The organism is Streptomyces griseorubiginosus, assembly GCF_001514195.1.
Classification (GTDB): domain Bacteria; phylum Actinomycetota; class Actinomycetes; order Streptomycetales; family Streptomycetaceae; genus Streptomyces; species Streptomyces griseorubiginosus.
In genome coordinates, this window is sequence record NZ_KQ948734.1 from 827,233 (window position 1) to 847,253 (window position 20,021).

General features: G+C 71.4%; 21 protein-coding genes and 1 pseudogene. 16 read left to right on the forward strand and 6 right to left on the reverse strand.

Going from position 1 to position 20,021, the window contains the following annotated elements; translation table 11 throughout:
- The 3 genes and pseudogenes from AQJ54_RS03675 to AQJ54_RS47555 all read left to right on the forward strand — a co-directional run.
- A complete protein-coding gene (locus AQJ54_RS03675) occupies positions 1-1,410 on the forward strand; it encodes a dipeptidase (RefSeq protein WP_381013070.1) in 1,410 nt (469 codons plus the stop codon).
- A 90-nt stretch (positions 1,411-1,500) separates the two neighbouring features.
- On the forward strand, positions 1,501-2,445 hold the full coding sequence (nudC, locus tag AQJ54_RS03680; RefSeq protein ID WP_062233840.1) for an NAD(+) diphosphatase: 945 nt from the start codon (positions 1,501-1,503) through the stop codon (positions 2,443-2,445).
- A gap of 11 nt (positions 2,446-2,456) precedes the next feature.
- Positions 2,457-2,708, forward strand: a pseudogene (locus tag AQJ54_RS47555) (class I SAM-dependent methyltransferase); the annotation flags it as partial.
- Positions 2,709-3,005: 297 nt separating this feature from the next.
- Here the strand turns inward: AQJ54_RS47555 and AQJ54_RS03685 are convergent.
- Positions 3,006-3,248 (reverse strand): mycoredoxin, encoded by a 243-nt coding sequence (locus tag AQJ54_RS03685; RefSeq protein ID WP_020136719.1) that lies wholly within the window; start codon positions 3,246-3,248, stop codon positions 3,006-3,008.
- 196 nt (positions 3,249-3,444) lie between these two features.
- Between AQJ54_RS03685 and AQJ54_RS03690 the strand changes: the two genes are divergently transcribed.
- From AQJ54_RS03690 to AQJ54_RS03705, 5 genes are all read left to right on the forward strand, one after another.
- On the forward strand, positions 3,445-5,640 hold the full coding sequence (locus AQJ54_RS03690; protein ID WP_211278485.1) for an ATP-dependent DNA helicase UvrD2: 2,196 nt from the start codon (positions 3,445-3,447) through the stop codon (positions 5,638-5,640).
- A gap of 169 nt (positions 5,641-5,809) precedes the next feature.
- A complete protein-coding gene (locus AQJ54_RS43220) occupies positions 5,810-6,133 on the forward strand; it encodes a hypothetical protein (RefSeq protein ID WP_079069728.1) in 324 nt (107 codons plus the stop codon).
- A gap of 174 nt (positions 6,134-6,307) precedes the next feature.
- Complete coding sequence (locus AQJ54_RS03695) at positions 6,308-6,676, forward strand: WhiB family transcriptional regulator (RefSeq protein WP_028809468.1); 369 nt, start codon at positions 6,308-6,310, stop codon at positions 6,674-6,676.
- Positions 6,673-6,999, forward strand: coding sequence for a hypothetical protein (locus AQJ54_RS03700; RefSeq protein ID WP_062233846.1), 327 nt, complete (start codon positions 6,673-6,675; stop codon positions 6,997-6,999). The genes AQJ54_RS03695 and AQJ54_RS03700 overlap by 4 nt, the downstream gene beginning before the upstream one ends.
- Positions 7,000-7,102: 103 nt before the next feature.
- Complete coding sequence (locus tag AQJ54_RS03705; RefSeq protein WP_062233849.1) at positions 7,103-7,327, forward strand: hypothetical protein; 225 nt, start codon at positions 7,103-7,105, stop codon at positions 7,325-7,327.
- 11 nt (positions 7,328-7,338) lie between these two features.
- Here AQJ54_RS03705 and AQJ54_RS03710 read toward each other — a convergent pair whose 3' ends face one another.
- Both AQJ54_RS03710 and AQJ54_RS03715 read right to left on the reverse strand, forming a co-directional pair.
- On the reverse strand, positions 7,339-8,709 hold the full coding sequence (locus AQJ54_RS03710; RefSeq protein WP_062233852.1) for an ABC1 kinase family protein: 1,371 nt from the start codon (positions 8,707-8,709) through the stop codon (positions 7,339-7,341).
- The gene (locus tag AQJ54_RS03715) at positions 8,702-9,919 is read right to left on the reverse strand and encodes a TOMM precursor leader peptide-binding protein (RefSeq protein WP_062233856.1); all 1,218 of its coding nucleotides are present in this window, start codon (positions 9,917-9,919) and stop codon (positions 8,702-8,704) included. The genes AQJ54_RS03710 and AQJ54_RS03715 overlap by 8 nt, the downstream gene beginning before the upstream one ends.
- Positions 9,920-10,227: 308 nt before the next feature.
- On the opposite strand from AQJ54_RS03715, the gene AQJ54_RS03720 reads away from it, so the two are divergent.
- The 4 genes from AQJ54_RS03720 (at position 10,228) to AQJ54_RS03735 (ending at position 13,995) form a co-directional block, all read left to right on the forward strand.
- Entirely contained in the window at positions 10,228-10,824 is a 597-nt protein-coding gene (locus tag AQJ54_RS03720) for a M48 metallopeptidase family protein (RefSeq protein WP_063741191.1), read from the forward strand.
- Between the two features lie 115 nt (positions 10,825-10,939).
- Complete coding sequence (locus tag AQJ54_RS03725) at positions 10,940-12,556, forward strand: TerD family protein (protein WP_062233860.1); 1,617 nt, start codon at positions 10,940-10,942, stop codon at positions 12,554-12,556.
- A 4-nt stretch (positions 12,557-12,560) separates the two neighbouring features.
- Positions 12,561-13,238, forward strand: a complete 678-nt coding sequence (locus AQJ54_RS03730; RefSeq protein ID WP_020136711.1) for an AIM24 family protein — start codon at positions 12,561-12,563, stop codon at positions 13,236-13,238.
- Positions 13,239-13,257: 19 nt separating this feature from the next.
- Complete coding sequence (locus AQJ54_RS03735) at positions 13,258-13,995, forward strand: AIM24 family protein (RefSeq protein ID WP_062024050.1); 738 nt, start codon at positions 13,258-13,260, stop codon at positions 13,993-13,995.
- An 82-nt stretch (positions 13,996-14,077) separates the two neighbouring features.
- Here AQJ54_RS03735 and AQJ54_RS03740 read toward each other — a convergent pair whose 3' ends face one another.
- Together AQJ54_RS03740 and AQJ54_RS03745 are read right to left on the reverse strand one after the other, a co-directional pair.
- Positions 14,078-14,599 carry an NUDIX hydrolase gene (locus AQJ54_RS03740; RefSeq protein WP_062233863.1) on the reverse strand — a complete coding sequence of 174 codons (522 nt, stop codon included), beginning with the start codon at positions 14,597-14,599 and terminating at the stop codon, positions 14,078-14,080.
- The gene (locus AQJ54_RS03745) at positions 14,596-16,029 is read right to left on the reverse strand and encodes a zinc-dependent metalloprotease (RefSeq protein ID WP_062024052.1); all 1,434 of its coding nucleotides are present in this window, start codon (positions 16,027-16,029) and stop codon (positions 14,596-14,598) included. The genes AQJ54_RS03740 and AQJ54_RS03745 overlap by 4 nt, the downstream gene beginning before the upstream one ends.
- Before the next feature lie 191 nt (positions 16,030-16,220).
- Between AQJ54_RS03745 and AQJ54_RS03750 the strand changes: the two genes are divergently transcribed.
- The 4 genes from AQJ54_RS03750 (at position 16,221) to AQJ54_RS03765 (ending at position 19,448) form a co-directional block, all read left to right on the forward strand.
- Positions 16,221-17,336, forward strand: a complete 1,116-nt coding sequence (locus AQJ54_RS03750) for an SDR family oxidoreductase (protein WP_062024053.1) — start codon at positions 16,221-16,223, stop codon at positions 17,334-17,336.
- A gap of 174 nt (positions 17,337-17,510) precedes the next feature.
- Positions 17,511-17,972, forward strand: coding sequence for a molybdenum cofactor biosynthesis protein MoaE (locus AQJ54_RS03755; protein ID WP_062024054.1), 462 nt, complete (start codon positions 17,511-17,513; stop codon positions 17,970-17,972).
- Positions 17,973-18,128: 156 nt separating this feature from the next.
- Positions 18,129-18,293, forward strand: coding sequence for a hypothetical protein (locus tag AQJ54_RS46005; protein ID WP_162952026.1), 165 nt, complete (start codon positions 18,129-18,131; stop codon positions 18,291-18,293).
- A 60-nt stretch (positions 18,294-18,353) separates the two neighbouring features.
- A complete protein-coding gene (locus tag AQJ54_RS03765) occupies positions 18,354-19,448 on the forward strand; it encodes a YlbL family protein (protein WP_062024056.1) in 1,095 nt (364 codons plus the stop codon).
- Positions 19,449-19,457: 9 nt separating this feature from the next.
- On the opposite strand, the gene AQJ54_RS03770 is transcribed toward AQJ54_RS03765, so the two are convergent.
- Positions 19,458-20,000, reverse strand: a complete 543-nt coding sequence (locus AQJ54_RS03770; protein ID WP_062024063.1) for a PPA1309 family protein — start codon at positions 19,998-20,000, stop codon at positions 19,458-19,460.
- Positions 20,001-20,021: the final 21 nt, after the last annotated feature.

Consider the following 20,021-nt stretch of genomic DNA (forward strand, 5'->3'; position numbering starts at 1 on the left):
ATGACCATGAGCCCGACCCCGGACAGCGCCGTCCGTTCGTACATCCAGCAGCACCGCGCCGCCTTCCTCGACGACCTCGCCGAATGGCTGCGCATCCCGTCCGTCTCGGCCCAGCCCGACCACGGACCCGATGTACGCCGCAGCGCCGACTGGCTCGCCGCCAAGCTCAGGGAGACCGGCTTCCCCACCGCCGAGGTCTGGGAGACCCCGGGCGCACCCGCCGTCTTCGCCGAGTGGCCGGCGGAGGACCCCGGGGCGCCCACGGTCCTGGTCTACGGCCACCACGACGTACAGCCCGCCGCCCGCGAGGACGGCTGGGACAGCGACCCCTTCGAGCCGGTCGTCCGGGACGACCGCCTCTACGCGCGCGGGGCGGCGGACGACAAGGGCCAGGTCTTCTTCCACACCCTCGGCGTCCGCGCCCACCTCGCGGCCACCGGCCGCACCGCCCCGGCGGTGCACCTCAAGCTGCTGATCGAGGGCGAGGAGGAGTCGGGATCCCCGCACTTCCGTGCCCTTGTGGAGGAGCGTCGAGAGCGGCTCGCGGCCGACGCCGTGATCGTCTCCGACACCGGCATGTGGGACGAGCACACCCCCACGGTCTGCACGGGCATGCGCGGCCTCGCCGAGTGCGAGATCGTCCTGCACGGCCCCGACCAGGACATCCACTCCGGCTCCTTCGGGGGTGCCGTCCCCAACCCGGCCACCGCCGTGGCCCGCCTCGTCGCCGCCCTGCACGACGAGCACGCGCGGGTGGCGATCCCCGGCTTCTACGACGGCGTCGTCGAACTCACCGACCGCGAGCGGGAGCTCTTCGCCGAACTGCCCTTCGACGAGGAGCGGTGGCTGCGCACCGCAAAGTCGTACGCCACCCTGGGCGAGGCCGGACACACCACCCTGGAGCGCGTCTGGGCCCGCCCCACCGCCGAGGTCAACGGCATCGGCGGCGGCTACCAGGGCCCGGGCAGCAAGACGGTCGTCCCGTCCTCCGCCATGGTCAAGCTGTCCTTCCGGCTGGTCGCAGGACAGGACCCCGACCACATCGAGAAGGCCGTCCGCGACTGGGCCGCCGCGCAGGTGCCCGCCGGGATCCGCCAGGAGATCACCTTCGGCGCCGCCACGCGCCCGTGCCTCACCCCGCTGGACCACCCGGCCCTCCAGTCCGTCGTCCGGGCCATGGGCCGCGCCTTCGGCCGGCCGATCCGCTTCACCCGCGAGGGCGGCTCCGGCCCCGCCGCCGACCTCCAGGAACTCCTCGGCGCACCCGTGCTGTTCCTCGGCATCTCCGTCCCCTCCGACGGCTGGCACGCGCCGAACGAGAAGGTCGAGCTCGACCTCCTCCTCAAGGGCGTCGAGACTTCCGCCTACCTGTGGGGTGATCTCGGCGAGCACTTCAGCCATGCGCCCTGAGCGTCCATGCGCCCCGAGCGTCCCGCGTCGTACGTCCCTCCGAACCGTCCGCCGAAACAATCCGCTGCACCGGGGGAGTTGGAAGCACCCGTGACCACCTGGACCGACCACACCGCCGACCGTCCCGTCTCACTCACCGCCCCCAGCGGCATCGACCGCGCCGCGCACCACCGGCTCGACGAGGCCTGGCTCGCGGCGGCGTGGAGTCACCCCACGACCCGCTGCTTCGTGGTCTCCGGCGGCCAGGTCCTCATAGACGAGACGCCGGACGGCCGTACCGAACTCGTCATGACCCCGGCCTTCGAGGCCCCGCTCACCGAGGCGCACCGCTACTTCCTCGGCATCGACGACGAGGGCGTGCGCTACTTCGCCCTCCAGAAGGACGCCCTGCCCGGGCGGATCGACCAGTCCGCGCGCCCCGCGGGACTGCGTGAGGCCGGTCTGCTGCTGTCCGCGCGCGAGGCGGGCCTCATGGTGCACGCGGTCGGGCTGGAGAACTGGCAGCGCACCCACCGCTTCTGCTCCCGCTGCGGCGAGCGCACCGTCATCGCCGCGGCCGGCCACATCCGCCGCTGCCCCGCCTGCGGCGCCGAGCACTACCCGCGCACCGACCCGGCCGTGATCATGGCCGTCACCGACGACCGGGACCGCATCCTGCTCGGCCGCCAGGTGCACTGGCCGGAGGGCCGCTTCTCGACGCTGGCCGGGTTCGTCGAGCCGGGTGAGTCCATCGAGCAGTCGGTGCGCCGCGAGGTCTTCGAGGAGGCCGGCATCACCGTCGGTCCGGTCGAGTACGTCGCCAGCCAGCCCTGGCCGTTCCCGTCCAGCCTCATGCTCGGCTTCAAGGCCCGGGCCACCTCCACCGACATCAATGTCGACGGAGACGAGATCCACGAGGCCCGCTGGTTCTCCCGCGACGAACTGCAGGCCGCCTTCGAGTCGGGCGAGGTCCTCCCGCCGTACGGCATCTCGATCGCGGCCCGCCTGATCGAACTCTGGTACGGCAAGCCGCTGCCCACGAGGAGCTTCGTCTGAGAGCGACGGGCATGCCCGACCCTTACTGGAACCACAACGTCCACTACCACCGCGCGGTGCTCGACGCCGTCCCGCACGACTGCCGCGCGGCCCTGGACGTGGGGTGTGGGGACGGGCTGCTCGCCCGCAAGCCGGCCGGGAAGGCCACTTGCGTGACAGGCGTGGACCGCTCACCGGAGATGATTCGCCAGGCATGCGAGGAGGCTCCAGCGAACGCCACGTTCCTGACGGCGGACTACCTTGACAGGACCGCCCTGCCCGAGGGCACCTACGACTTCGTCAGCCGGTCGCCGTCGTGCACCATGCACCCTACGAGGAAGCGGTGGGCAGCCTCGTGCGCCTGCTACTCAGGTGGCTGCGGGGCGGCAGGCGGGCTCCGGCCGGGATGCCCGTGGAGGACTCGGCCATGCACTGGGGCGAGGTCCGCAGAGGCGCCCGAAGTCTCCTGCCGGGCTGTCGCTACCGCCGCAGGCTGCTGTGGCGGTACCCGGCGGTGTGGGACAAGCCAAAAGAAGGCGGCCCCTGAGTCGCCCCAGGAACCGCCCGTACCCCGCGCAGCGTTACGCGCCGATCTTCTGCTTGACCTGCGCCAGCGACGGGTTCGTCAGCGTCGAACCGTCCCCGAACAGCACCGTCGGAACCGTCTGGTTGCCGCCGTTGGCCTTCTCCACGAACGCCGCGGACGCCGGGTCCTGCTCGATGTTGATCTCGGTGTACGCGATGCCCTCGCGGTCCATCTGCTTCTTCAGCCGCTGGCAGTAACCGCACCAGGTGGTGCTGTACATCGTCACAGTGCCCTGCATGTCTCGCGCGCTCCTTCGGGGGCTCGGGGATGAGGTCGTCCGAAGAGGGAACGTACGCGAGCGGGACGCCATTCCCGATGCGGGGTTCCCGGCCCGGTGACGCCTGCCGCATTCGCCTGCCGCATTAGTACGACTGCGGCTACCTGCCTGTGGACAACCGGCTCACCCGTCTCCAGCGACCTGGCAGCATGGCGGTGTGACAGCAGCAACGCATTCCACGCTCTTCCCGCGCACACCGGACTCGGCCGACGCCGTGCTCGAAGGGCTCGACCCGGAGCAGCGCGAGGTCGCCACCTCCCTGCACGGGCCGGTGTGCGTGCTGGCGGGTGCCGGTACCGGCAAGACCCGGGCCATCACCCACCGCATCGCCTACGGGGTGCGGGCCGGGATCCTCCAGCCCTCCAGCGTGCTCGCCGTCACCTTCACCAACCGCGCAGCAGGGGAGATGCGCGGGCGACTGCGCCAGCTCGGCGCGGCGGGCGTCCAGGCGCGTACGTTCCACTCGGCCGCCCTGCGCCAGCTCCAGTACTTCTGGCCGAAAGCCGTCGGCGGGTCCATGCCCCGGCTCGTCGACCGCAAGATCCAGCTCGTCGCCGACGCGGCCGCCGCGTGCCGCATCCGCCTCGACCGGGGCGAGCTGCGGGACGTCACGGGCGAGATCGAGTGGTCCAAGGTCACCCAGACCGTGCCCTCCGACTACGCGCTCGCAGCCGCGAAGGCGGGCCGTGAGACACCCCGCGCCGCGGCCGAGATCGCCCAGCTCTACGCCGCCTACGAGGACGTCAAGCGCGAGCGGGCCGTCATCGACTTCGAGGACGTGCTGCTGCTGACCGTCGCCATCCTCCAGGACCGGCACGACATCGCCGACCAGGTCCGTTCGCAGTACCAGCACTTCGTGGTCGACGAGTACCAGGACGTCAGCCCCCTCCAGCAGCGCCTGCTGGAGCTGTGGCTCGGGCAGCGGGACAGCCTGTGCGTGGTCGGCGACGCCAGCCAGACGATCTACTCCTTCACAGGAGCAACTCCCGACCATCTGCTCGACTTCCGCACCCGCCACCCCGGGGCCACCGTCGTCAAGCTGGTCCGCGACTACCGCTCCACCCCCCAGGTCGTCCATCTCGCCAACGGCCTGCTCGCCCAGGCCCGCGGCCGCGCCGCCGACCACCGGCTGGAACTGATCTCCCAGCGCCGCTCCGGCCCCGACCCCGTCTACACCGAGTACACCGACGAGCCCGCCGAGGCCGAGGGCGCCGCCCGGCGCATCCGGGATCTCATGGACGCGGGCGTGCGGGCCAGCGAGATCGCCATCCTGTTCCGCACCAACTCCCAGTCCGAGACCTACGAGCAGGCCCTGGCCGACGCCGGAGTGCCCTACCAGCTGCGCGGCGCCGAGCGGTTCTTCGACCGGCCCGAGGTCCGCAGGGCCATCGTCAACCTCCGGGGCGCGGCCCGCTTCGGCGGCAACGACAGCCGGCTGGACGACGCCGTCGACCTGCCCTCGCAGGTCCGCGCCGTGCTGTCGGGCGAAGGCTGGACCAGCGAACCACCGGCCGGGTCCGGCGCCGTCAGAGAGCGCTGGGAGTCGCTGGCCGCCTTGGTGAACCTCGCGCAGGACTTCGCGGCCGCCCGCCCCGGGGCCACGCTCAACGACCTCGTGGCCGAACTCGACGAGCGGGCCGGCGCCCAGCACGCCCCGACCGTCGAGGGCGTCACCCTGGCCTCCCTGCACTCCGCGAAGGGCCTGGAGTGGGACGCCGTCTTCCTGGTCGGGGTCGCCGAGGGCATGATGCCGATCACCTACGCCAAGACCGACGAGCAGATCGAGGAGGAGCGCCGGCTCCTCTATGTCGGCGTCACCCGCGCCCGCGAGCGCCTCCATGTCTCCTGGTCGCTCTCCCGCTCGCCCGGCGGCCGCCCCAACCGCCGCCCCAGCCGCTTCCTCGACGGACTGCGCCCCGGCTCCACCGCCACCGCGGGGCGGGCCGCCGCGGGCGGTCCCGGCGGTGTGGAGCGCGGCTTCACCAGCCCCGCGGGCGAGGTCCCGAGACGCACCCGGCGCACCCCGGCGCGCTGCCGGGTCTGCGGGCGCACGCTCACCGACGCGGGCGAGATGAAGCTGATGCGTTGCGAGGACTGTCCCTCCGACATGGACGAGGGGCTCTACGAGCGACTGCGCGAGTGGCGGGCCGTGCAGGCGGAGCGCAGCGGACAGCCCGCGTTCTGCGTCTTCACGGACAAGACCCTGATGGCGATCGCCGAGGCCGTCCCCGACGACGAGCACGAACTGACCCGGATCCCGGGCGTCGGCATGCGCAAGCTCAACCGTTACGGAGCCGATGTGCTGGCCATCTGCGCAGGCCAGGAGGTTGCGCAGGAAGAAGACGAGGACTGATCCCAACTCGTCGAAAAAATAGTTTGCGCATGCCCCGGGAATCCCCATAGGTTCTTAGCCACGGGGACGGAGGCCTTCTCGGAGGCCCCGATTCCGTGTTCTACTTGCATATCCGTCGGACAGCGGCTCGCGCCGCAGTCCCCCTAGACGCCGAGAGGAGGCGATTGAAGTGATCAGCATCAACAGCACCAAGGCCATCAGCACCGCCAAAATGACCGATCGCTCGGTCGTCTCCACGTGCATGCTCGGCGTTTCGAACCTGGGCACTGGTCTGTCCGGCATCTCTGCCGTGCGTCCGGCGTCCTCCCTGTCTCTCGCGGTCCTTCCCGTCCGTGAGCGCAATGAGCGACCGACCAAGGCACTGGAAGCAGTAGTGGCACAGGCGCACGCCTATGCCTTTGCGGCTGCCGGTGCCGGATTCCGGAAGCTGACGACGCAGCACCACCAGATGTGGGCCTTCCGTGGGCCAGAACCCTGGAGTGATCCAGCCTGATCGACTCAGGCCGGCGCCTTCAGGGCCGCGGAACCCCATCCGGGATCCGCGGCCCTTCTGTTTTCCCCGAACGGGGACAGCGGAGCGAAGGGGCCTCGGGACAAGAAAAGAACCCGGTACCAAGCCGACTACCGGTCCCACAGGGCCGGACCGACCAGACGAGGAAGACGAACCGTGCAACTCGAAGCGCACGCCCCGTCCGTACCGCCTTCCGCAACGCTCCCCCCGCCCGGTTCCACGGAGGACTCCACCTTGATCCCCCTCACTGCGCTCACCGCGCTCGACGACGCCATCGAGAACCTCGGCGTACCCGTCCCCTGCCGTTCCTACGACCCGGAGGTCTTCTTCGCCGAGTCGCCGGCGGACGTCGAGTACGCCAAGTCCCTCTGCCGTACCTGCCCGCTGATGGAGGCCTGCCTCGCCGGCGCCAAGGAGCGGCGTGAGCCCTGGGGCGTCTGGGGTGGCGAGCTGTTCGTCCAGGGTGTCGTCGTAGCCCGGAAGCGGCCCCGTGGTCGCCCGCGCAAGAACCCGGTCACGGCATGAACACCATCGTTGGAACGATCGACCGCCCCCTCACGAACGACCCCAAGAAGCAGGCCCCGATGAAGCCGTCCACCAGCGAGCCCGCAGGCTCCGCGATCCCAGACTTCACCACCACCGGCGCGATCGACTCGCGTCAGAACAGGACCCGAGAGATGCAACTCATCCCAGAAGCCCTGGCTCGTGCGCATATGCGCGACCGGCTGCACGAGGCCGAGCAGGAACGCAGGGCGATCCGCCTCGCGACCGCTCGCCGGATGCAGCGCCGGGCGGAGCGCGCCTCGCTGCGTGCCCGTCGCGCGCTCGCCATGGCCGTCATGCAGTAACACGACCCGGTAGTTCCCCGCGGGGGTCGGTCCGTCGCAACGGACCGGCCCCCGCGGTGCGTTCCGCGCGCCGAACGGGTCGGCCCGGCGTTATCGTCGGCGCGTGACGACTCCTTCCGGAGACAGCGACGACGGCGGCTTCCCGAGCGAGGACGCCGAGGCGGAGGCGCGGCCTCTCGTGTGCGCCCGCTGCGGACGACGGGCCGGGGGACCCGAGCCCACCTGGACCCTTTCTGTGGAGAACGGCGTCCGGCAGTACGTCTGCGACACCTGCTCCCGGGAGCACCTCAGGGCGATCGAGGGGCGGCTCGACTCGGCCTGGTGGTAGACCGCGTCGCGTCACGCCTCTGCGGCCGACTCGTCCTCCCCGCCGTCGTCCTCCGGCAGGAACCCCGGCAGCCACTCCTCCAGTTCCTCGCGCAACCGGACCGCGGCGCCCAGCTGGCACAGGACGCCGATGGTGCTCAGGGTCACCCGGTGGATCAGCAGGTACGCCGGCGGAAGGTTGAGCTGTTTGCCCAGTTGGTGCGCGGGGGAGCGCGGGTCGGCGATCCGGGCGGCCTGACTGCGCATCCAGCTCCGGGTGAAGGTGAACTCGTCGACCACCGCCGGTTCGATGATCGGCAGGAGGTAGTCGAGGACGGCGTCCGGGTCCAGCTCTATCGAGTCCTTGACGAAGCCCTCGGTGCGCAGCAGTTCGTAGACCGCCTCGGCGTCGCCCTCCAGTGTCATGCGCAGTGAGTCGCCGATGGTCTCCGGCAGCCCGCCGGGGAGCCGGTCGACGGTGCCGAAGTCCAGGACGCCCAGGCGCCAGTCCTCCTCGCCGTCGGGTCCGCCGGGCAGGAGACGGAAGTTGCCGGGGTGCGGGTCGGCGTGCAGCAGGCCGGTGCGGGCGGGGCCGGAGAAGAGGAAGCGGGCCAGCAACTGGCCGGCGCGGTCGCGCTGCTCCTGGGTGCCGTCGGCGATCACCTCGGACAGGGGGACGCCGTCGATCCACTCCGTGACCAGGACCTGTTCGCCCTGGTGGACCACCGCCGGCACCACGACGTCCGGGTCGTCCGCGAACTCCTCGGCGTGGGCCTGCTGGGCCTGGGCCTCCAGACCGTAGTCGAGTTCCTCCGAGACCCGGTCGCGCAGCTCGTTGATGAGCGGCTTGATGTCGATGCCGGGTACCAGGGGCCCCAACAGGCGGGCGAAGCGCCCCAGTTGGTTCAGGTCGGAGAGCAGGGCCTCACCGGCCCCCGGGTACTGGACCTTGACCGCGACCTCACGTCCGTCGTGCCAGACGGCCCGGTGCACCTGGCCGATGGAGGCCGCCGCGGAGGGCTTGTCGTCGAACTCGGCGAACAGCTGCCGCCAGTCCTCGCCCAGCCGCTCCTCCAGCACCGTGTGCACGGTGCGGGTGGGCATCGGGGGCGCCGCCTCCTGGAGCTTCGTCAGGGCCGCCCGGTAGGGTCCTGCGACCTCCTCGGGCAGCGCCGACTCGAAGACGGACAGGGCCTGCCCGAACTTCATCGCACCGCCCTTGAGCTCCCCGAGCACCTTGAAGAGCTGATCGGCGGTGCGCTGTTGCAGTTCGCGGCCGACGATCTCCGCGGACTCGCCCACGATCCGCTTGCCGAGTCCCCAGGTGGCCCGCCCGGCGAAGCCGAGCGGGAGCGCGGCGAGTTTGGCGGTCCGGGTGACCGCCTTCCGGGGAAGATCAGACATGCGCCCTCCAGGTCCCAGCAGGCCGTGGTGCGGTTGCCTTGCGGCACGACTCCTCCGACGACCCTTGCACTGCCATTGTCTCGTGTGCAGCCTCCTCCTTGGAGGTGTGTTCTCCCTTACCTTTCTCCGCGGCCCCGCACGGGCATGCCGCATGCGGCCACACCGGCCGTGCGTGCCAGTTCAGGCCGGGCAGCGAGACCTCCCAGCGGGCACCGGCGCTCGACGGGACCCGGCCGTCCAGGAAGGCGAGGGCGTGCGCGGCCGCCAGCCCCGCGACGGTGGTGGCCAGCGCCAGGTCGCAGGGGCGGGCCGACCGGGGCCCGCTGCCCGAGCGCCACTGGGCCACCAGTCGCGGCCAGACCTCGTCCCGGTCGGTCCGCGTCTCGTGCAGACAGCCCGCACAGCCCGTCTCGCCCGGAAGGACGAAGGGGCCGACCACCCCGGTCGCCTCGACCACACCCGCGTACAGATGCGGTGTCCCGGACCGGACCAGGGGTTCGGCCACCGCCATGGCGGGAGCGTGCACGTCGACGTCGTCGCGCGGGGCGAGGACCACCAGGGAGAAACCGGGGTCCTCCCCTCCTGCCGCGGTCCGGGAGGCGCGGCGCGGCGGGCGGCCGGGAGCCGCCGCGGACACCGCCCGGCGTGCGGCCGTGTCCCTGCGCTCGCCGACGGAGGCGGCGGGCAGCCCGCCCGGCGCCACGTCCCCCGGCTCGACCCGGCCCCAGTCCCGCACGTCCACCTCTCCCACGCCGGCGCCCGAGAGCAGTGCGGCCAGCACCGCGCCCACCCGGCCGGCGCCTCTGACCTGCACACGCAGTGAGCGGCGGGCGGACAGGAGGCTGATCGCGTCATCCGGTCCTGACGTGGTCAGGGAGAGGGACGCCAGGTCGGGCGCCAGCCGGTCCATGACCTCCTTCTTCCCGCGCAGCGCGTCCGCGGCCGGTCCGCCGCCCTTCGCGTCCTCCACGAGCCCGGCCCGGGCGAGCCGGTCCACGAGCGCGTCGACATGACCCTCGGGAAGATCCATTCCGCGTGCCTCCTCCCGCAGCAGCGCGAGGCCGCGCGTGCCGTTGAGCAGATCCAGGAAGTCGCCCGTCGCCTGGTCCATCGGGCCCAGCGTCATCGCGTGCGCCGGGGTCATCCCGAACTGCACCGTGTTCAGATCGCGCCAGCCGCGCCGCAGCGCGGGCTTCATCCGCGGAACCATGGCGTGTGCCGGCGGAACCACTGCTTCCATGACAGGCCCCCGTAGCCCTCGTAGAACATCCCCGTCCGCCACCCGAATCCGGCGACGGTCCGCCACCGGAACCAGCCGACGGTCCGCCGTCGAAGCCCGGCGACGCTCGGCCGCGGTCCCGGCGGCGGTGCCAGCATGCCCCGAGCCGGACATCACGTGCCGAAAGTTGTCCACAGGTGAGGGCTGTTCGTCGTACAAATCAGACGCTTGGAGGGGGATCGGAACCGAACCGTCCCGGAGTCGGGACTTCCCCCGTGTGCAGCGGGTAACGTCAGGGCGTGCCCGCCGATCCACTGCACAGCGCCGGAACGCCACAGCGCAGCACGACGAGCCAGCCGCCGAGCGGCTCGGGGGCGAGCGCGATCGAGGTACGCAGGAGCAGCCGCCGACGCCGGACGGTCTCCGCGTACCGCGAGGGCGATCGCACCGTCGTGCTCATCCCTGCCCGGATGTCCGAGGCCGAGGAGCAGCGCTGGGTCAGCGTCATGCTCGACAAGCTGGCCGCGCAGGAAAGCAAACGGGTGCTCGGGGACGCCGAGCTGTCCGAGCGGGCGCAGCGGCTGTCGGCGCAGTACTTCGACGGCCGGGCCCGGCCCGCCTCGGTGCGCTGGGTCACCAACCAGAACACGCGCTGGGGCTCCTGCACCCCGTCCGAGGGCAGCATCCGGCTGTCGCACCGGCTCCAGGGGATGCCGGAGTACGTCGTCGACTACGTCCTGCTCCACGAGCTGGCGCATCTGCTCGTACCCGGTCACGGGCCCCGGTTCTGGCGGCTGCTGGAGGCGTATCCGCGCACCGAGCGGGCCAAGGGCTATCTCGAGGGCGTGGTGGCCGCCGACCGGTTGCCGCACCTGCCGCCCGGGCGCGGAGAGTGACGGTCGACCCGAACGGGTTTTTGTACCGGATCCGTACCGGCTTGAGCCGGTGTCCGAATTTGCCGTTAGCCTGTCGCGACGCACTCGCATTCGGGATGGGGGACGGTCGTAACGCATGGCCAGGGAATTCCAGCGCGGCCACAAGGCCAAGATCAGTGACCTGACCGCGGGCACGGATCTGTACGTAGGTGTACAGATCTCCGGCCCCGGACTGACCTTCGACATCAGCTGCTTCGGCCTCGACGCCGACGAACGGCTCTCCGACGACCGGTACTTCATCTTCTTCAACCAGCCCAAGTCCCCCGAGGACTCCATCCAGCTCCTGGGGGCGCAGTCGGGCGACACGGAGTCGTTCCGGGTCACTCTCGACCAGATTCCGTCGCAGATCCAGAAGTTGTCGTTCACGGCGACGATCGACGGCGACGGCCAGATGTCGCAGATCGCTCCCGGCTACCTCCGGATCGTCGCCGGCGGCGAGGAAGTCGCCCGGTACTCGTTCGACGGCAGCGAGTTCTCCACCGAGCGCGCCCTGATGGTGGGCGACCTCTACCTGAAGGACGTCTGGCGGTTCGCCGCGGTCGGCCAGGGCTTCGACGGCGGTCTGGAGGCGCTGCTGAAGAACTTCGGCGGCGAGGTCGCCGAGGAGGAGTCCGCTCCCGAGCCCGCGCCCGAGCCCGGTATCCCGGCGCAGTCCCAGGCGCCTGCCTTCGCGCCGCCCCCGCAGGCCGTCCCGCCCGCGCCCGCGCCCGCGCCGTCGTTCGGCGCGCCCCCGGCGCCCGCCCCGGCCCCCACCACCCCCGCCGCTCCGTCGCCCGCGCCCGCCGCTCCGTCGAGCCCGCAGGCCTTCACTCCTCCGGGGCAGACCTTCACGCCACCAGGAGCACCTCCGGCGGGCCAGTACGCCCCTCCGGGAGCACCCGCCGGCCAGTACGCCCCTCCCGGCGCCCCCGCAGGCCAGTTCACCCCTCCCGGCGCCGTCGCCGGTCAGTTCGCGCCCCCCGGCGCGCCCGGTGCCTTCCCCGGCCAGGCGCAGCCCTTCGGCGGCGGGACCCAGCTCGCCCCCGTGCCGCCGGAGGCCAACGTCCGGGTCGTCCTGACGAAGTACGCGGAAGCGCCCGTCGGCGACCGCTGGACCGAGCAGAACGCCAACCTGGTGCGGGCCGCCCTCACCAAGGACACGCCCATCCTCGCCAAGCAGGGCAGCATGGTCGCCTACCAGGGCGACATCGACTTCGCCCACAAGGGCTCGGGAGTGCTCGGCAAGCTCACCGGAGCGCTCACCGGCCAGGGCATGTCCCTGATGCGCTGCACCGGCAACGGAGAGGTGTTCCTCGCCGACGAGGCCAGCCGCGTCTTCGTGATCCGCCTCCAGGGCGAGCAGCTCTACACCAGCGCCCAGGGCGTGCTCGCCTTCGACGAGACCCTGGAGACCGAGGTCCGCCGCATCGAGGGTGCGGGACTGCCCGGCGGAGGCTTCTTCAGCATGCTCTTCTCCGGGACCGGAGCCGTCGTCGTCAAGACCCGCGGTGTGCCCGTCGTCCTGCCCGTCGGTCCGGCCACCTATGTCGACGGCAACGCCGTCATCGCCTGGTCGGCCGGTGCGCAGGCGGTCACCACGACCTCGCTCAGGCTGCGCCGCTCCGGGTACGCCCGGCAGACCACCGAGGCCGTGAACCTCCAGTTCCGCGGCGCCCCCGGAAACTTCGTCGTCGTACAGCCCTTCGAGGTGTGAGGCCATGGACACCCAGACTCTGAGTGCGCACCGCGCCGCCGCGACCGGCGTCCGCATGAGTGTGCACAGCTCCAAGACGCTCAAGGTCACCATGGTCACCGGCCACGACCTGATCGCCAAGGCCGGCTCGATGATCGCCTACGACGGCTATGTGCAGTTCGACGCGGCGCCCGCGAGCCTGCGCCGCTCGGCGGAGGAGATGGTCACCGGAGAGGGCGGCCGGCTGATGCTGGCCCGCGGCGACGGCGACCTGTACCTCGCCGACTACGGCGGCGACATCCTCGTCCTGCACCTCAACGGCGAGGCGCTGTCCGTGAACGGCGCCACCCTGCTGGCCTGCGACGCCTCCCTGGAACTGGCCATCGAGCCGGTCAAGGGACTCGCCAAGCTGTCCGGCTCCGGTCTGACCAACCTGGTCGTCAAGGGCACCGGCTGGGTCGCCCTGGTCAGCCGGGGCATCCCGATGGCCCTGGACTGCGCCGAACGCGAGACGTACGTCGACCCGGACGCCCTCGTCGCCTGGACGGCCGGTCTGGAGATGAAGGCCCGCCGCACCATCAAGGCGAGTGCCCTCATCGGCCGCGGCAGCGGCGAGGCCTTCCAGATCGGCTTCAAGGGGCAGGGCTTCGTCGTCGTCCAGCCGAGCGAGGACACCGGCGACCGATTCAAGATCCGGGGCTGAGGGGAGCACCAGGCACATCATGCACAGCACACTCTTCGCACACGTCCCGGTCGAGTCGACCGGCCGCTACACGCTTCAGAACCCGCAGCTCCTGAAGACCGACGTCACCCAGGGCAGCAGTCCCGTCCTCGCCCGGCAGGGCGCCATGGTGGCCTTCGAGGGGCAGGTCGAGTTCGACAGCCAGTACCGCAACCGCAGCTGGCGCAACGTCGAGCGGATGACCGGTGAGCGCCTCGAACTCATGCGCTGCAAGGGCAACGGCATCGTCTACCTGGCCAACCTCGCCCAGCACCTGCACATCATGGAGGTCGGCAGCGGCATCACCGTCGACAGCTCCTATGTGCTCGCCTTCGACGGCTCCCTCGGCGTCGGCATCGTCGCCGTGGACAGCGCCGTCGAGGTGGCGGCCGCGGGCGCCTACAACCTGGAGCTGTCCGGCTCCGGGCAGGTCGTCCTGATGACCTCGGGCGAGCCGCTGGTGCTTGAGGTCGGCCCGGACAAGAACGTCTGCGTCGACTCCGACGCCGTCATCGCCTGGTCCACGTCCCTGCGCACCCAGCTCCAGGCACCCACCTCCACCTCCGGAGTGTGGCGCCGCCGCGGCACCACCGGCGAGGGCTGGGAGATGCACTTCGGCGGCACCGGCCACGTCCTGGTCCAGCCGAGTGAGCTCCTGCCGCCGCAGGGCATGCGCAACGGCGGGGTGCTCGGCCAGTTCGGCATGCGCGGCAACTCCCTCGGGGGCAGCAACAGCTAGGCACGGGGGCAGCAACAGCTAGACATGGGTAAGGGGCGCCCGGCAATACCGGGCGCCCCTTACCCATGCGCCAAGAAGGCGCTCACAGCCTCGCGCGGGTCGCTTCCAGCAGGCGTACGACGGACTCGTCCGCCACGCCCGCCACCTCGTCGTAGGCGAACCACCGCACGTCGAGGGACTCCTCGCTGATCGTCTCCACGGCTCCGGCCGGGGCGAGAGCCGCGTACTGGACGTCGAAGTGGCAGTTGCAGGGCGCCGGAATGGGGTGCCGGTCCAGGCGGACCGGGCCGCCGGGCAGCAGGGTCAGACCGGCGACCCCCGACTCCTCCGTCGCCTCGCGCAGGGCCGCCGCCTCCAGGGAGGTGTCGGCCGGCTCGCAGTGGCCGCCCATCTGGAGCCACATCCGCAACTTCTTGTGAAGGGTGAGCAGGACCTGTCCGCGTGACGGGTCGATCACCAGTGCGCTCGCCGTGACGTGCCCCGCCCGGCAGGCCTTCCACACGCCGTCCGGGTGGGCCGCGAGATGGTCCAGGTAGGCCTGGCGCAGCTCCTCCTGGCCCTCGTACCCCTTGATCACGAGGACCGCGTCGTCATGGAGGCTCACTCGGTGTCGTCGTCCTTCTTCAGGTCCGGCTTCCCGTCGGTGCCGTCGGAGCCGCTGCCCGTCTCGCCGAGCATCTTCTCCAGCTCGGAGAAGTCCAGCTGCTCGCGGTGCACGAAGCCGTCCGGGTCGTCCAGGTCGGAGGCGGTCGGCAGCATGTCCGGGTGGGCCCACAGGCCGTCACGGCCGTCGACACCGCGCGCGTCCGTGAGCGAGGCCCACAGGCGGGAGGCGTCCCGCAGACGGCGGGGGCGCAGCTCCAGGCCGATCAGCGTGGCGAAGGTCTGCTCGGCCGGGCCGCCCGAGGCACGCCGGCGGCGCAGGGTCTCGCGCAGCGCGTCGGCGGACGACAGACGCGGCTTCGCGGCCGCGTGGACCACCGCGTCCACCCAGCCCTCCACCAGCGCCAGAGCCGTCTCCAGACGGGCCAGGGCGGCCTTCTGCTCCGGGGTGTCCTCCGGCTGGAACATGCCCTGCTGGAGGGCGTCCTGGAGCTGCTCGGGGTTCTGCGGGTCGAACTGGCCGACCACGTCCTCCAGCTTGGCGGTGTCGACCTTGATCCCGCGCGCGTAGCCGTCGACCGCGCCGTACAGGTGCGAGCGCAGCCACGGCACGTGCGCGAAGAGGCGCTGGTGGGCGGCCTCGCGCAGGGCGAGATACAGCCGCACCTCGTCCTTGGGGACACCGAGGTCCTTGCCGAACGCCTCGATGTTGGCCGGGAGCAGCGCGGCCTTGCCGGCCGGGCCCAGCGGCAGGCCGATGTCGGTGGAGCCGACGACCTCACCCGCGAGCACCCCGACGGCCTGTCCGATCTGGGTGCCGAACATGGCGCCGCCCATCGAGCGCATCATGCCGATCAGCGGGCCCGCCATGGCCTGCATCTCCTCCGGCAGGACATCGCCCATCGCGGTGCCGACCCGCTCGGCCACCGGGTCGACGAGCTCCTTCCACGCGGGCAGGGTCGCCTCGACCCACTCCGCGCGGGACCACGCCACCGCGGAGCCCGCGCCGGACGGCAGGGACGTCGCGTCGTCGAGCCACAGGTCGGCCAGGCGGACGGCCTCCTGGACCGCGGTGCGCTCGGCGGGGCCCACGCTCGCGTCCTTGGTGCCGTCCGCGGTGCCCTGGGACACCGTCTGGCGGGCGATCTGCTTGGCCATGTCCCAGTTCACCGGGCCGCCCTCGTACGAGAGCATTTGCCCCAGCTGCTGGAAGGCGGCGCCCAGGTCGGTGGGGTTCAGCGATCCGAACATGGCAGCGAGCGGATTGTCCGCACCGGGGCCGCCAAAGCCTCCGGCGCCGGGCAGGCCGCCGAAACCGAACGGGTTGTTCGGTCCCTGACCACCGCCGCTCTGCTGGTCCTTCTTCTTGCCCTCGTCGCCGTCGTCCGGCTCCTCCGGCGGAAGGCCGAATCCGAATGGGGTGTCACTCACGGGATTCCTCGGCTGGTAAGGCCACCGGTTGCCCCGGTGGCGCGGCTGCCCGATAACACCCCCCAGCGTAGACACCGCGGGCCGTGAGGGCCTCGGTGCTCCGCCGACTCTCCGCCTGCGGCAGGATGGATGCCACCTGGTACGTACGCGTCACTCGCGTTCCTACTGAAGACAACCGCTGGAGACGCCCGGTGAGTTCCCCTGATCCGCAGGTTCGCGCAGCGCGAAACCAGTCAACCAATCCCGCCGCGCGCGGGCCAGTCGTCGCGGTCACCGGTGCCGCGTCCGGCGTAGGAGCACTGCTCGTCGAGCGGCTCGCCGCCTCGGAGGAGATCAAGCAGGTCATCGCGCTGGACGAGCGGCGCGGCGAGTGCGCGGCGGCGCAGTGGCACATCCTGGACGTGCGGGACCCGGCCATCGCGGACAAGCTCCGCGGGGCCGACGTCGTGGTGCATCTGGCCCTCGACCTCGATCTGGAGACGGACCCCGCCGCGCGCACGGCCTACAACGTCCGGGGGACCCAGACCGTGCTGACCGCGGCCGCGGCCGCGGGCGTGCACCGGGTCGTGCTGTGCACCTCCGCGATGGTCTACGGCGCGCTGCCGGACAACGAGCTGCCCCTGTCGGAGGACGCCGAGCTGCGGGCCACCGCCGAGGCCACCGGCGTCGGCGACCTGCTGGAGATCGAGCGGCTCGCGCGGCGGGCCCCCAGGGCGCACCCCGGGCTCAACGTCACCGTCGTACGGCCCGCCGTACTGGTGGGCGGGGGCACCGACACGGCCCTGACCCGGTACTTCGAGTCGCCCCGGCTGCTGGTGGTGGCCGGGTCCCGGCCCGCCTGGCAGTTCTGCCACGTCGAGGACCTGTGCGCCGCTCTGGAGCACGCCGTCCTGGAGAAGGTCGACGGGGAGCTCGCCGTGGGCTGTGACGGGTGGCTGGAGCAGGAGGAGATCGAGGAGCTCAGCGGGATCCGCCGGATGGAGCTGCCGTCGGCGGTGGCGCTGGGCGCGGCGGCCCGGCTGCACCGGATCGGACTCACGCCGTCCCCCGCCGGGGACCTCGCGTACACCATGTACCCCTGGGTGGTGAGCGGCAGCCGGCTGCACGACGCCGGGTGGCGGCCGCGGTGGACCAACGAGGAGGTGCTCGCGGAGCTCCTGGAGGAGGTCGCCGGGCGGCACACGGTCGCCGGGCGGCGGCTGGGGCGGAAGGACGCGACGGCGGCGGGGGCGGCGGGGGCGACGGTCGCTCTGCTGGGTGCGGCGGCTGTGGTGCGGCGGGCTCGGAAGGCTCGGCGGAGGATCTGAGCGCTTCAGGGAGTGCCGCGGGAGGTCGTCGGGCGGCTGCGGGTCGGTCCTGGCTGGTCGCGCAGTTCCCGCGCCCCTGGGTGGACCACCTGTACGAGTCTCCAACGCCACACGCGCGTGTCCCGGGCAAAAGCTTCATTCCCCGGTGCCCAGGACGTACGGCACGATGGACGTATGGCACCCACCTTCGATCACCCCGGTGAGCAGACCGCCGACGAGCCCATCAAGCTCCTCGCCATTCGCGACACCCCGCTCTCCCTCGACGAGGTCTTCCGGGCCGTGGGGGACGACGCCGCCGGGGGGACCGCGCTGTTCGTCGGGACCGTGCGGAATCACGACGGTGGGGCCGACGTCGACAAGCTCGGGTACTCCTGCCACCCCAGTGCCGAGGCCGAGATGCGAAGGGTCGCGGAGAAGGTCGTCGCCGGGTTCCCGGTGCGGGCGCTCGCGGCTGTGCACCGAGTGGGGGATCTCGGGGTCGGGGACCTCGCCGTCGTCGTCGCCGTTTCCTGCCCGCACCGGGGCGAGGCCTTCGAGGCCTGCCGGAAACTGATCGACGATCTCAAGCACGAGGTGCCGATCTGGAAGCACCAGACGTTTTCTGACGGTACGGAGGAATGGGTCGGCGCCTGCTGAGCCTCCTCACCGGCGCCTGCTGAACCCTTCCTTCACCCCTCCGGTTGCGTAACCGCACCCCTGGCACGAGCGTTGTCAGTGCGGATGGTTAATCTGCTGATCAGTCAGTTTTCCGCGATCGCTCGGCGGTCGCTCGGTCCGGGGTCGGAGGTCGGCATGGGGGCGCTCATCTGGTTGTTGATTCCACTCGTGGCCGCGGTCGCGGCCGGGCTGTGGGGCAGCTGGGCCAACCGCACCCGCAAGGTCCGCAGCGACGGGCCCGAGCTCGACGGATACGCCCGTTTCCGCGCCGCCATGGAGAAGTCCCACTCCGGTACCTGACCTCGGTCGAGTACGGCGCCCTGACGAGGGTCCGACAGACACGTCCCGTACTGTCGTGCCATGCCACGCCGCACCGCGACGATGCTCGCCTCCACCCTGATGCTGATCGCGCTTCTCTGCGCGGGAGTCTTCATCAAAGTGCCCTACTCCGAGCTGTCACCGGGCCCCACGGTGAACACCCTCGGGGACCACGGCGGCGAGCCGGTGCTCCAGATCTCCGGACGCAAGACGTATCCGACGAGCGGTCACCTGAACATGACCACGGTCCGGGTCACCAGCGCCGACTTCAGGATGAACCTGGTCGAGGCCGTCTACGGCTGGCTCGCGCACGACGCCAAGATCGTCCCGCACGACACGCTCTACCCGGACGGCAAGACCGAGGAGCAGTCGACCCAGGAGAACGCCGAGGAGTTCAGCCAGTCCCAGGAGAGCGCCAAGGTCGCCGCCCTGAAGGAGCTGCACGTCCCCGTGCAGTCCTGGGTGATCGTCTCGACCGTCGTCAAGGACTCCCCGGCCGAGGGCCGGCTGCACGCCGGTGACGTGATCAAGGACGTCGACGGGACGGCGGTGAAGGCGCCGGACGACGTCGCCAAGCTGGTGACCAGGCACAAGCCGGGCGAGAAGGTCGTCTTCACGATCGTGCCCGCCAAGGAACAGGCCGCCGCCGAGAAGGCGAACAAGCCGGCGACGAAGACCGAGAAGATCACCATCACCACCAGGACGTCCGACGACGAGGGCGCCAAGCGGGCCATCGTCGGGATCGCCGCCGGGACCGACCACACCTTCCCGTTCACCATCGACATCAAGCTCGCCGACGTCGGCGGCCCGAGCGCCGGCCTGATGTTCGCGCTCGGCATCTACGACAAGCTCACCCCGGGCAGTCTCACCGGCGGCAAGTTCGTCGCGGGCACCGGCACGATCGACGACGACGGCAAGGTCGGCCCGATCGGCGGCATCGAGATGAAGACGGTCGGCGCGCGCGACAAGGGCGCCCAGTACTTCCTGACGCCCGCCGACAACTGCGCGGCCGCCGCCAAGGACACCCCGAGCGGACTCACCCTGATCAAGGTGAGCACCATCGACGACGCCCTCGGCGCGCTCAAGGACCTCCGCGAGGGCAAGACGTCCGACCTGCCGAAGTGCACGAAGAGCTAGCCGCGCGGGCTACTCCTCGAACGTCGCCGACAACGCCTCCGCGAGACCAGGGACCAGGTCGCCGCCCGTGAGGACCTCCGTGGGGGAGTCCTTCTCGCGCAGCCGCAGCGCCGAGTCGCGGGTGCCGTCGCGCAGCACCCCGACCGTCATACGGACCTCCTGGCGGTCCGGGTGCTCGGCGACCCACTTCGCCAGCCTGGCCTCGCTCAGCCCCTGCGGGACGGACGCCTCGGCGGACGGCGGCAGCATCAGGCGCTCCACGGTGAGCGCGCAGCCGACGACCGCGTCGGGCCAGGCGATGGTGCCGAGGAACTCGTCGAGGGGCTTGCCCGCGGGAATCTCCTCCTGCTCGACGGGGGTCAGAGCCGCGGACTCCTGCCCGCCCTCCTGACCGAGCTGGCTCGCGAGAGCGGGTTCCTGGGCGCGCAGCCGGGCGGTGTCGACGAGGGCGAAGAGGCGAGCGGGCTGGTCCCAGCCGAGGCCGGAGGCGTACTCGTCGATCTCGAGCACGGCCCTGGTGAGCGGGCTCGCCGCCATGGGGGTGTTGGACATGGTCACAATCCTGCCTCGTTC